At 36.1% G+C, this 13,386-nt stretch carries 9 protein-coding genes; all 9 read right to left on the minus strand.

Annotation, left to right across the window (positions count from 1 at the left end):
* Window positions 1-5: 5 nt before the first annotated feature.
* The 9 genes from AC4PID_RS03260 to AC4PID_RS03300 all read right to left on the minus strand — a co-directional run bounded on the left by AC4PID_RS03260 (window position 6) and on the right by AC4PID_RS03300 (window position 13,360).
* Window positions 6-1,421, minus strand: coding sequence for a glycoside hydrolase family 1 protein (locus tag AC4PID_RS03260; protein ID WP_492134136.1), 1,416 nt, complete (start codon window positions 1,419-1,421; stop codon window positions 6-8).
* A 49-nt stretch (window positions 1,422-1,470) separates the two neighbouring features.
* Entirely contained in the window at window positions 1,471-2,385 is a 915-nt protein-coding gene (locus tag AC4PID_RS03265) for a PucR family transcriptional regulator (protein ID WP_492134137.1), read from the minus strand.
* A 158-nt stretch (window positions 2,386-2,543) separates the two neighbouring features.
* On the minus strand, window positions 2,544-3,638 hold the full coding sequence (locus AC4PID_RS03270) for an ABC transporter ATP-binding protein (RefSeq protein ID WP_492134138.1): 1,095 nt from the start codon (window positions 3,636-3,638) through the stop codon (window positions 2,544-2,546).
* A gap of 189 nt (window positions 3,639-3,827) precedes the next feature.
* A complete protein-coding gene (locus AC4PID_RS03275) occupies window positions 3,828-5,405 on the minus strand; it encodes an HD domain-containing phosphohydrolase (RefSeq protein WP_492134139.1) in 1,578 nt (525 codons plus the stop codon).
* 14 nt (window positions 5,406-5,419) lie between these two features.
* Complete coding sequence (locus AC4PID_RS03280) at window positions 5,420-7,891, minus strand: ATP-binding protein (RefSeq protein WP_492134140.1); 2,472 nt, start codon at window positions 7,889-7,891, stop codon at window positions 5,420-5,422.
* Window positions 7,892-8,091: 200 nt separating this feature from the next.
* The gene (locus AC4PID_RS03285) at window positions 8,092-8,292 is read right to left on the minus strand and encodes a cold-shock protein (protein WP_492134141.1); all 201 of its coding nucleotides are present in this window, start codon (window positions 8,290-8,292) and stop codon (window positions 8,092-8,094) included.
* A gap of 177 nt (window positions 8,293-8,469) precedes the next feature.
* Window positions 8,470-9,198 (minus strand): 4Fe-4S binding protein, encoded by a 729-nt coding sequence (locus tag AC4PID_RS03290; protein WP_492134142.1) that lies wholly within the window; start codon window positions 9,196-9,198, stop codon window positions 8,470-8,472.
* Entirely contained in the window at window positions 9,182-9,766 is a 585-nt protein-coding gene (locus AC4PID_RS03295) for a PadR family transcriptional regulator (RefSeq protein ID WP_492134143.1), read from the minus strand. The genes AC4PID_RS03290 and AC4PID_RS03295 overlap by 17 nt, the downstream gene beginning before the upstream one ends.
* 174 nt (window positions 9,767-9,940) lie before the next feature.
* Window positions 9,941-13,360, minus strand: a complete 3,420-nt coding sequence (locus AC4PID_RS03300) for a 1,3-beta-D-glucan phosphorylase, GH149 family (RefSeq protein WP_492134144.1) — start codon at window positions 13,358-13,360, stop codon at window positions 9,941-9,943.
* Between the last annotated feature and the right edge of the window lie 26 nt (window positions 13,361-13,386).

Here is a 13,386-nt window from a genome sequence, read left to right on the forward strand (position 1 = left end):
GTCACCTACAGTTCCTCACCATTCGTAGCAATAACATTTTGATACCAATAGTAAGACTTTTTCTTCGTTCTTTTAAGCGCTTCTGACTCAAAATCAATGTGTACAAAACCATATCGCTTCTTATAGCCATTTAACCAGCTCAATAAATCTGTAAATGACCATGTGCAATAAGCAAGCAAATTAACGCCATGTGACATTGCAGTTTCACAGGCTAAAATATGTTTGCGTAAAAAATCAATTCTATAATCGTCGTTAATTTCTCCAGTTTCAGTAAGGACATCATAAGCCCCTAAACCGTTTTCACTGATAATAATTGGCAAACCGTATCTTTTGTTTAATATTTCTAACCCATAACGAAGACCGTCCGGATCGATCGCCCAATCCCAGTCCGTATATTCCAATTTATCGTTATGAACCTGTTTATAAAGACCTGGTATACCATTCTCTGATTGAGTTCCTTTTTTACCAGATGTATTCATTTCACTAAAGCCAACACCATCTTCTGGATTGTGAGCTATAGTCGCAGTCTGATAGTAGTTGATACCGATAAAGTCTGCAAGCTCAGCAGCGGCAGCCATCATCGTTTCGTCAGCTCTAGTGACGACTGGCATAACGCCCTTTTTAGTATAATACGCCACACCAGCAACTGGATAAGCTCCTTTATAATAACCATCTAAGTACCATAGTGGTCCAGTTACATCAAAGTTGCGTTTTGCTCTTTGATCTTCTTGACTCTCAGAAGCTGCATAGGTTGGCGTGTATGCGATACTTGAACCAATCATCCCATCATAACCTGCTTCTTTGTATGCAATTACAGTCTTTGCATGTGCCAATACAGTATGATGGAAAGCTTTTAAATATATCGCTTCATCTTGAAGCCCTGGTGGATGAAGTTTTAAAAGGTAACCCAACGAAGTAAATATATTGGGCTCATTCATGACGATCCAATACTTTACTCTGTCCGCAAAATTTTCAAAGCATACGTTTGCGTAATTAACAAAATCATCGATGATTCTTCTAGATTCCCATCCTTTGTACTCATCTTGTAATGCTTGTGGAAGATCCCAGTGATAAAGGGTTACCATCGGTACGATATCAGATTTAATCAGTTCATCAATGAGTTTATTGTAAAAGTCGATGCCTTCAGGATTGAGTGCACCTGTTCCAGCAGGAATGATTCGTGGCCATGAAATCGAGAAACGGTAAGCTTTTAGCCCCATTTCTTTCATTAAAGCAACGTCTTCCTCTATTCTATGATAATGGTCACAAGCGATGTCACCATTTGTTCCTTCAAAGGTTTTGCCAGGTAAATGAGCCCAGGTGTCCCAAATCGACGGTCCTTTACCAGCTTCATCATAAGCACCTTCTATTTGATAAGCTGCAGATGCAGATCCCCATAAAAAATCCTTTGTAAATGCCATTTCAACCTCCTTATTTGCCTCTCAATCTTAAAAAAAGTCCCTTAGGGACTTATTTAATCTTGTCGCCAAGATAACTCATAAAATAATGCATTGCATCATTAAATTTACGAATATCAAAGCCTGTAATACTTTCAAGCTTGTTAAGCCTATAAATTAATGTGTTGCGGTGAATATAAAGTTCGTTTGCAGTTTCAGAAATATTTAGATTGTTCTCAAAAAATACAAGTGCGGTTTGTTCTAACTCCTGATCATTGACTGGTCTAATATTTTGTTTAAGTAATGTTTCCATAAGTAGCTTTTCTCTTGAATCAGCTTCACTAGATTTAAGTAACATTCTAATGCGTTTTATCATTAAAGGAAAAAACATTGAATCAAAGTAAACCACTTGTGTCTTCTGTTTAAACTCATGGACAAGCTCAGTCAACTCATTCATCTGAACATATGATAAATGGAACTCCGAAAGATGGGTAATCAAGTTGCCTACTGTAATCCGAATACTTGTAAGTGCTTCAGCTTCAAGCAAACTTTGTAGTTCATACGGGGTTACAGAACTCTCTTCCTCCTCTTTCTCTTTTATGATCAATACGATTTCGTCGTCACCGGTATAGACGATTTTCTCATCGATAAAAGTGGACTTAATAATCTCTTTTACTTCAATTTCATTTTCTTTGTATTGAATTTTCCACAGACGAACGGGAAGTGCTATTTCATTATGATAATTAAGATAACCATCCGAAGTAGTTAGCAACATATACTCAGAGCTTATTTTCCCTTGATTGGCAGACTCAAGCCATTTTTTCACGAGCTCGTACTCAACTTCTGTCAGAGTTCTCTGTATGAGGAAGAAATTACCATTATCTAATTCTACCAAAGTTTCATTCGTTTTTATATTAGGCCTTTTCTTATGAATAGGCTTAATGGCACATTTTAAAATAGCTTCCAGCTCAAAAAATTTGTCTTTCATAACCCCTCCTCTAGTAGAACTTTGCCCTATTATAATTCTATCACATTCTAAAAAAAGCTAAAGGAAAAAGGACAGACATTCACTGACTGTCCTCCAAAAAGGGTATTAATCATGATTTATGAGAAGGAGATTTTGATTGCTTAATTAGATGCATCTGACTAGAAAAGAATTGATTTCTCAGTTTCTTTGTCGAACAGATGAATTTTATCCATATCAAATGCAACAGAGATATTTTGATTAAACTTTAAATCTACATGCGCATCAGCTTTTGCGATATATTGTCTACCTTTAAATGAGAAGTAAACGTTTAAATCACTTCCTAATAACTCAGTTACCTCAACTTTTACATTTAAGCCTTCATTTTCACCGACAATTTTAATGTCCTCTGGACGAACACCAACAACTACTTCTTTACCTATATAATTGCCAGCTTTAACTTTAGCAGAAGCAGCGTCGTTAAGTACAACTTCAAAGCCATCGATTTGAGCGACGATTTTACCTGCTTTTTCAGTTAATGTACCTTGTAAGAAGTTCATTTGTGGTGCACCGATGAAGCTTGCAACGAACATATTTGCTGGATGATTATAAATTACTTTAGGCTCAGCAACTTGTTGAATGATACCATCATTCATAACACAAATTCTGCTACCCATTGTCATCGCTTCAGTTTGGTCGTGTGTTACATATACGAAAGTCGTTTGAAGATCATTGTGAAGTTTGATTAACTCAGCTCTCATTTGTACTCTCAGCTTAGCATCTAAGTTAGAAAGCGGTTCATCCATTAAAAATACTTCTGGTTTACGAACGATTGCTCGACCTAAAGCAACCCTTTGTCTTTGACCACCTGATAATTGTTTCGGTTTTCTAGTCAAAAGTTGTTCGATATCAAGAATCTTAGCTGTTTTCTCAATTCTCTCTTTGATTTCTTCTTTTGGCGTTTTTTGAAGCTTTAACCCAAAAGCCATATTGTCATATACACTCATGTGTGGATATAAAGCGTAGTTTTGGAAAACCATTGCGATATTTCTATCTTTAGGTGCGACATTATTGACAACCACATCGCCAATGCTCATTTCACCTTTGCTTATTTCTTCAAGTCCTGCGATCATTCTAAGAGTCGTCGTTTTACCACAACCAGAAGGACCAACAAGGATCATAAACTCTTTATCCTTAATTTCTAAGTCAATGCCTTTAACAGCTTGAAAACCGTTATCATAAATTTTTGTGATGTTTTTCAAAGATACCTTTGCCATAATTCCTCCGTAATCTCAATTCTCTATTTAATAGATTCTTTATTTACTAATGCCATTATACGTGAAGCTTATGATAATGTTAATTGGATGAACCTCCAAATATTTTTGTAGATTCCTCTAATCAAAATGAAACAAGACACAGTACTGTGTCTTGTTGGTTATTCGCTATCCAATTAATTAAGTTTCTTATCATGTGTTTTCAAGCCCTTCAAGTATCTCATCTACATTCGTTACAAACATCTCAACTAAGTTGGGATCAAAGTGATGATTCTTATTGGCCCTTAAGAATGCAATCGTCTCTTCTATGCTGATGGCATCCTTATAGACTCTTTTATGAGTCATCGCATCAAAGACATCGACGATTGCCATCATCCTTGCACTGAGTGGTATTTCACGACCTTTGAGTCCTGCTGGATACCCTTTTCCATCGTATTTTTCATGATGGTGTAGCGCTATTTCAGCTGCTAGCTTTAAAATGTCCAGATCGGATTTGCTCAGTATCTGATAGCCAATCGTTACGTGCTTTTTAACGATTTCAAACTCTTCTGTAGTCAGCTTACCCGGTTTCTTTAAAATAGCATCTGGAATGGCTATTTTACCCACATCATGCATGGTGCTAGCTACCTTTATCATTTCACATTCTGAATATGAGAAATGATTGAGCAAAGCAAATCGATACATCATTTCTGATACTCTTCTGATGTGGCCACCCGTTTCATCAAAGTGCTTTTCAACCACTTCTCCTAATGTAATGATAATTTCCTTCTGAGTATTGGAAATCAGGGAGTTTAAAATATAGTTATCCAGTGCAACAGAGTAATTGGTCAAGAATAAATTCACCAACTCAAAATCGTATAACGACTTGTCCCCTTCAATAAAAATATAATTGTTCAGTTGATTTTTTCCACTTTTTTTAATGATAAAACCATTCGGTAAATAGTTAATCTCCTGAAGCGAATTCGTATGTGTGTTCATCCACTGAAAGACGTTTTTAAGCTCTTCCACTTCTCCTACTGATTTACCAATAAATTTAGCATATTTTCCTGAAGCGGCTACAATCGTCGGGCGATTCATTTGCTCTAGAGTAACGATACCACCAATATGTGCATCTTCTTCAATTGGAGATTTTTCTCTAATAAATAAAAGATCCGTTTCCTCTGTATAAAATGAAGAGAGTTGATTTAGTATACCGTTAAAAAAATCGTCCATTGAATTGTGTTTAAAAAGATTCGAGCTCGCCTTAATGATTTTTTCTAAGCCCTTTCGATTTTTATCAATTTTTCTCAGATCTCTAAAGTTTCTAAGAGCTGTATATAAAGTCGTCGTCAATCGCTGTACGGTCATTTCAGTTTTTAATCGATAATCGTTGATATCATACTCCCGAATAACGCTATCCTCTGGCGCTTCACCCGGCTGACCTGTCCTTAAAACAATTCGGGTAAGGTTGTTACAAAGGGTTTTTCTCAAGTACTCTACAACTTCAAGTCCTGAATGGTTTCTCTCCATGACCACATCTAAAAAGATAATCGCTGTATCTGGATGTAGCATGAGTGCTTCCTTTGTTTCTGCGCCAGAATACGTGTCGATAAACTCAAGACTATGCCCTTCAAAGGTAAAATCTCTAAGAATCATTTTTGTTATGCTATGCACTTCCTGATCGTCATCAGCGATGATGATTTTTAGTGGTTTTTTTACGTTTTTCTTCTCTTCAGTATCCTCTTTTAAAAAATCTAGATTAATAGATGAATTCTCTTCCCATTTCTTCATTCTATACTCCTTTTCTAATCCTCAAGGCTCATTTCCATAATAAAGGTTGTTCCTTCATCTAGCTTTGATTGACAAGTGATTCTACCGTTGAGCTGACGCGTCACAAGATTATAAACGATATTAAGCCCAAGACCACTGCCGCCTTTACTGCGATTTGTTGTAAAGAATGGGTCAAATATCTTAGATAAGCTTTCCTCAGATATACCGACACCATCATCTTTGTATATCATTTTGAGCATCTTTTGATCGACTTCAAACTTAATCAAAATACTACCATTATTACGTTCACTATACCCATGTACAAACGAGTTCATCAATAAATTCGTCAGGATTTGAGAAAATGCGCCTGGATAGCTTTGAATTTCGAGCGTCTTATCACAGTCGATTTCAATTTGGTGCGCCGAACTTTTATACTCATGCTTTAAGCTCAATACAGTTGCTGTCACATAGTTAAACAGATTAAATTTCACTTTACCTTCTATGCTTTGATAAACTGCAATTTCTTTGAAACTTTTAACCAGTTCAGCTGCTCGTATAAGATTGGTATTTATAATGGTACTACTTTCCTCCATGTTATTGACAAATTTGATGAAATCATTTTTCGAGACGTCATTGTTAACCAGTTTTAATTGAAAATCTGAAAGTAATTTTTCTATAAACGAACCAGCAGAGACAGCAACGCCAAGTGGTGTATTAATTTCGTGAGAAATGCCAGATACCAAGGATCCGAGTGATGCCATTTTCTCCTTCTCAACCAGTTCATCCATTGCAAGACGTAGCGCTTCAGTTCTTTCTAAAACGAGTTTCTCAAGTTTCTCCTTCTCACCTTCAACCAATCGATTAATCTCATCTTGCGCCTCAATAAGACTTGTAATATCTGTGTTGGAGCCTAATATCAGTTCAACCTCTCCTTGCTCATCTAAAATTGGAATCAAATTGACTTTTAAAGTCATTTGCTGATTGTTTTCTGAAATAAAATTGAACTGAAGGTTCACCTTTTCCTTTTCCTTGATAATTTCATTAATTGTATTTCGCCAATACCTTTTATTTTCTTCTGATGAAAAGATTGATTCTATTGGTGCACCGACAATTTCTGTTCTTTCACGACGAACCAGTTTCTCAAAAGATGAATTCACTGATATAAAGTTACCTTCTTTTGAAATACTGTAAATCATGTTGTCTACATTTTCTACAAGTGATTGATATTTTTCCTGACTAATCTTGATTTCGTAAAAAGAGGATTTTAAATTTTCAATCATGACAGAAAGGGCATGAATCAACTGATTCGTCTCATAAAAGTCAAATCGATCATGTGTAAATTGAGCATTCCAGTTTCCCTCACTTACCTCTGAGGCAATAAATGATGCCTTCCTTATTGGCCGTACGACTCTGGTTAGAATCATCAAACCTAATATGGTGGCGATTAAAATAAGTCCTACAATCCCTATCGTTGAAAGGGTCTGGCGTGATTTTACGACACCCAGTAAATCATTTTCAGGAATGACAGTGACGATTCGCCATTTTAACCCCTGTGGGTCTTCTAATGCAGAGATCATTGTGAAGTACTTTTCGCCATCAATTTCGATTCGATGAACGATGTCATTTGCTGATTTATTTTTAATTAGATAGTTTGCGCTTGCACTTTCAACTCGGTTTTCACTTGAAGCAGCTAAAAAGAGTTCACCTTCAGGTGGATTTTGCGATGTGACTTTAACCGTTTCCGTTTCTAAAGAATGTGCAATTACGGCCCATTCCTCATCTACTATATAGATAATGCCATTACCCTTGTTTATTTCGGTCGTTAAAAATTCATTGATACCTGACAGCTTAACATCTATATCTGCTACACCTTTAAAATTGCCAGATTTATCTAAGATAGGTACCAGTGAAGAAATAGTTGCTTCATTTTTTTCATCCATATTAATATAGATTTTCGACCACTGAACGATGGGGTTTTCTTTAACTGGTGCATACCAAGGGCGTGTTCTAGGGTCATAACCCTCATATGAACCGACAATAGGACTGGTGACAAATTCTCCTTGATAGATGTTGAGCTGTCCTTCAGTTCGAGGATCTTGTAACATTAAGTCAAACTGATCCACTGCTTCAGTAATTCTATAGCCGAGGAAATTGGTCATCTCGTCGCCATAACTGATAACACTTATTTGTGGGACTTCACTTCGAACCGATTTAGAAAGCTCGAGTGTGTATTGCTGCAAGCCGTTTAGATCATCTTCTTCAAAGTATTGGTTCAGCGTAATGACTTGAGCGTACATCTTATTAATGCGCTGCGGCTCTGCCAACATATAAGAAACACGCTGTTTTGCATTATCGCTAAGTGCATTGACGATTTTGCCGCCTTGCTCTTGCGCAATCCAATCATAGTTTGCTTGCCACAGTAGTAGAAATACAATAACCATGATGATCATAATGATGATAAAAGGCGTTAATATAGCCGTTCTTAAAGACATCTTCCTCACTTGCATAGAATCCCCCTTTAGTGAAACATACTATATCTATACCTTTTTTATTATAAAGCTATCACTTTTTCCGGACAAAATAAAAACTTCAGGCATCGAGCCTTAAGATTTTACCACAAGCGAGATTGTTGCAAAATAAAAAACCTCTTTGATTTCTCAAAGAGGTTTTAAATGCGTTTTGATATTTAACTATCTAAGGCTTCTAATTAACCGATAACTGTGATGTTTTCAGCTTGAGGACCTTTAGGACCTTGAGCTACTTCGAAAGAAACACGTTGTCCTTCTTCTAAAGTTTTGAAACCGTTAGAGTTGATTTGTGAGAAGTGAGCAAATACATCTTTGCCGTCATCTCCTGTAATAAAACCAAAACCTTTATCTGCGTTAAACCATTTAACTGTACCGTTCATGTGGTACCTCCTAATTTTTAATCTTAAACCTACTACTACAAATACGAAATCAGGCGTAATGCTTTAACACTAATTCAGGTACTTGAAACAAATATAATTTAAGTCTCCTAATGATACCATTGTTCAAATATGAATGCAATCATTTTTGACAAATATTACGTTAATGTTATATTTGATCTATTTTATCACAGTAAATTGATAGCTAAGCACGTTTTTCGGACAATGATCAACGCACTCACCACAAAGAATACAGTCAGATGTACTAATTTTTCCCGTTTTCAATAGCGTTTTCACTGGCAAACTCATAGGACACTTTTTATCACAAATACCGCAATTGATGCATTGGTCCTTTTGGGCATAAATTCTGAGTTGTGGGATCTTCAAAGCCTTTCCAACATGATAGCCTGCTGCTAAAAATGGTGACATCCAGCAGATGGATTGACAGCCTCCGCGTTTACCAATCGTAAGCGAAAGGACTGTAAAAATAAAAAGTACAGAATAATAGACGATATATTTCATTGGTGCGTCAACCGATAGGATGTTTTCGGTAAGGTGAAAAGGATCTATCCCTTTAATACCACCAGCAAGTATAAATCCTAAAATCAAAATACTTACCCAGACAGTAAAAATACTGAGTCTAACTCTTCTGAGATTTTTAATATTCACATTTTTAGAGTTAATCTGAAGCGTTATCTCACTCAATCCAGCCATTGGGCATAGCCAACCACACCATGCCCTACCGAGAATGATTCCACTTAAAAACTGTACGATAAATACGATGACGCTTCCAGATATGATGCCAACCATTGCACCATCTATTGATACATACGGCGAAAAATAGTTTAATGTAATAGGAAAGATTAGTAGTGCAATTAAAGCAAGTGTTTTCCTAATTTTTTGTCTCATACGATCCACCTCGTTTTTTCTTTTCTAATTGCTCCAATGTTTCATCGCTCCACTGTACATATGCACGATATACCTTTTGACCAAAATTGATAACACTTAATACCTCTTCATGGTTATTGTGTAAATTTACTAGGGGTTTTAACTCAGTAGAAAATAAGTCCAGCATCGCAAGTTTCTCTAAGTATCTCAATTTAAAAGCGTTTATATGCTTTTTCATCACTTCAGAATCCACTTCATTTGAAAAATACATTTTAAGAAGAATTTCGAATCTTACCGTTTCTGTCTCAACTGGTTCTTCCAACCAATTCAATAAAGTCATTCTACCTTGTTCTGTAATTTGATAATAGTTTTTTTCTCTTTTTGAAGAACTTGAGCTCATGTCAACATCAGGAATCAACTCTATCAAATGGTCTTGAGACAGCTGCTTTAGCATTGGGAAGATTTGACCATAGCTTTCGTTCCAAAAAAAACCAAACCTTAGATCGATTATTTTTTTGATATCATATCCCGTCAATGGGCCTTCACTCAAAAGTCCTAATATCACAAATTGCGTTTTTTTCTTAGACATGTTTAACCTCATATTTTTCACATATATATCTTTTAGATATATACTATTCTTATAATATATCATTGTCAATTTATTTTTCTTAACTCTGAACGATAAATTTTTGGCGTTATTGTCACCTTCGAAATTTCGGCATAATAAAAGACCACCCAATATGAGTGGTCTAAAATTTAAGCACTAATAGCTAACTCTTACTATTACTTTATCTATTGAACGGTCTCTACTGAAGATACGGTTGCTAATTTCACGATTGAGTTTAATGGCGTTTTCAAAAGTATATCGATCCCCATTATCATAAATAACCGTGATCGCTTGGAAATTCGAAAGTTCATAAACGACTGGTATTGTACAAACCGTGAAACCGATTTGATTTTTACCAAGCGTAATGTTTTTTTCAGGCAGTTGCCATTCGTATTCCGCTTTTAAAAACTCATCTTTGGAAAGCAATTTGGGATTAAAATTGATTTCTCCGTCAACTACAGCTACACCAAGTTCGCTTAATCTAGACAAGATGTCTTCTTTTACCTGACCGGTCATCCCAGGCTGTTGAACCCCTGCAAACCCAGGTGTATGCGAATAGGCATCTGTTGGAAATGCACCGTACTCAAGTGGCGTCTTTTCAACGCCGATACCATTTTTCGTATCATGGAAATATTCGGATAGTAGGCTAACCTCATCGCTAAATGGTGCCTCAACATATGCTGCATCGTGGCTTTCTTGAACTGCTAGAACAAGCTTCGATACCATGTGCCAATAGATGCAGCCAAGACCTTCGTATTTATAGAAAGTTCCTGAGCGTCCAGTATACGAATGATGGTCAAATAATTCTGAGAAAAGTGCTCCAACTTCTAAAGCCTCTTCTAGAGTATATTCGCCTGATTCAACTATTGCATTTGTAATTTCGTTACCATTTCTAAATTCACCGTTAAAATGATATTTATCTAATATACTTTTCTCAACAAAACGCGTCAACCCTTTTTCAAGTTCAGTAGTTAACACTTTTGACTTAAGAACTGCTGATTCCGGAATAATATTCTTCTCTAAGAACTTTGGCAATTCTCTGTTTGGATAGAGCATATAGCTGTTTTGATCTTCACGGTAGATTTGGCTTGATTTTAAAGCTTTTAACAATTCAATTGATTCTTTTGCATTTAAAGCACCTGAGCTTAATACAGCGACCTGTCCTTCTAACATTTCATACAGATGTGAGATTTGACATGCGTTTGTGCTGAACTTTACAAGATTATATGCATGATAAAGATGATCTTCGCGTTTGTTTGCTTCAATTGAATCCTTTAAAACAATTTTAGTATTTTTCACAAAGCTTTTAAGTTGCTTGATGCTTATAGATGATTTATCGCCTGTAAAACCATGTGAATAAATTTTGTTTCGGTAAGTTTCACCTACAAATCCAAGCTGCTTGACGATGACAAATGTACTCTCACTTGAAATTGCACTTAGCGCATGCTTTAAGCCATCAAATATGCCATCAACACCTAAAAACATTTCTGCGACTTCTTTAGATAAAATGATTTCATGATTGATATCTTCAAGTACTTTTTCAAGAAAATCAAGATATCTATATAGGTAATAAAGGGTCACCATAGAGACACCATTACCAACTAAAGCATTGTTCGCATCATTCCACTCAGGACGCTGGGTATTCATCCAAATCCCACCTCTAGGAATGAAATTCGTCAGCTTAACCAATGCAACAACTAACAGTTTTTCCATTAAGTTTACATGATATAGTGACTCATCACAAAACATGAGTTTACCATCTGCACCTAACAGCTCTACCTTTTTATCTATTGCTAGTGCGAGTTCTTTATCAAAGAGAATCGTGTTTTTTGGATCTTTTATTAGGTCATCTAAACCTTTTATACGATAAGGAACATTGGCATATACGAATATCTCTTTGTCTAAAAGAGTATTTAATTTTTCAGGATGATAGCGTTTAGAAAGCTCAAGTAATTTTAGAAGATAGATGACTTGATGATCACCCCAATAGCCTATGTTTGACCACGGATCTGCAGAGTCTAAAACCTCCCAATCCACACCTTGTTTTGTGATGCGATATGGATTGTAACCATCCGCAGTTGACGCGTTGACAAATTTAGCTATGATACTTTCAATATAGCCAGGATACGATAGTGATAGCGCTTCCCAGTTTTGGAAGATATCTCTCCAATTTCCTTCAAAATTTAAGTTTTTTTCACCATTTTGCTTTGCTATGTCGATGTTAAACTTATTCCAAGGCCGACTTGGATCGCCATGTCTCCTTGAATAGGTTAATGGTAAATACTCTCTCACCAGTCTTGCCAAATCTCGATTGGAGATATTATCTACCTTTTCAATTAAATCAAAGTAGTCTTCTTCATGTTTTAATTGTGCCAAGAAATCTATGTTCTCATTATAAACTTCCTTGTTCCAATTCTGTATAAACTCAGCCAAATCTGAGGTTTTGATTTTATATCCGTCGGCGTATATACCGCCTCTCATAATGTTATAGAGTGTATTAGAAAAATGCCTATTCGCTACTTTCGTACTAGCTGTTGCTTGGAAACCATCAGCGTCATACACCAATTTTCTAAGATTTTCACATCCTATATCAATGTCTGCTTTTAGTTCCAATAGCATTTGACTAGGTACACTCAATTTTTCGAGAAGTGCTTCTATTTTCGAGGCGGTTTGATTCAAATCAGCTACAATTACCCACTCTTTAGTCTCTTCAGATAATAGGTTTACTTCACTGGAAATATAATAAGCCCCTCTTCTCCCCTTTACATCAAACTCGGTTTGAAGATGCTTTTGATTGATAAAGTTTTTAGTTTGCTGTTCAGAAAGCAAATATAAGGGTTGCTCAAATCCAACAGACCAAACAACAGTTGCTTTCAAAGATTCACTCGGTTCAGCCTTATCAGAGATGATTGAACTGAGTGCATAAATGCCTAGACCATATGGCTGAATGAGCTCGCATCTTTTGTAGCCATCGATTAGCGTGCTACGAGAAATCTGACTCAAAGTGTCAACCCCATATGGTAAGATGTTTCTTATGCCGTCAAGTACATTCACCGTCACTTTCTCTGTCGATAGATTAATTAATTCGCTTTCTTTCACGATTCCGTATCTATTGCTTGTCGCCCAAGTATATCGATATATCAACTCTAAATCGTGGTTGATTTCTTCAAAGACCACCTTGTTTCCAATGGTGTTTTTATATAAGTTTCTTGTGATTTTGTATACATTTGAATGCTGTGTTATGAACGGTTCCCAAAGCGACGTTTTCTTCTGTTTGGTAACGATAAAATGCGCATCTGGACCAGTAGTATCTTTGCTATCGTGAATTTTGTCGTCTGTATAGTATGGAAACAGAGCTGTTTCAGGGCTTTTACGCCCAGCAGTTACACCACCAGTACTCGAAACAAATAACCAAAAATCCACATCGCTGACAATCGTCATAAAAAAAGGAGCCATGTGGTCTATATTCTCAATTTTAAAATACGTATCGTTTTTAAAAGTTAAGGTTTCAAACAGTACCTCTTTTGAATCTGTGAATAACCTAGAATCACCTAAATAGAGGTTAGTATCTTTCATATTATTTCCCTTCCTTAAAGCTGAAT

The sequence above is a fragment of the Fusibacter sp. QWL-12 genome (genome assembly GCF_058683495.1).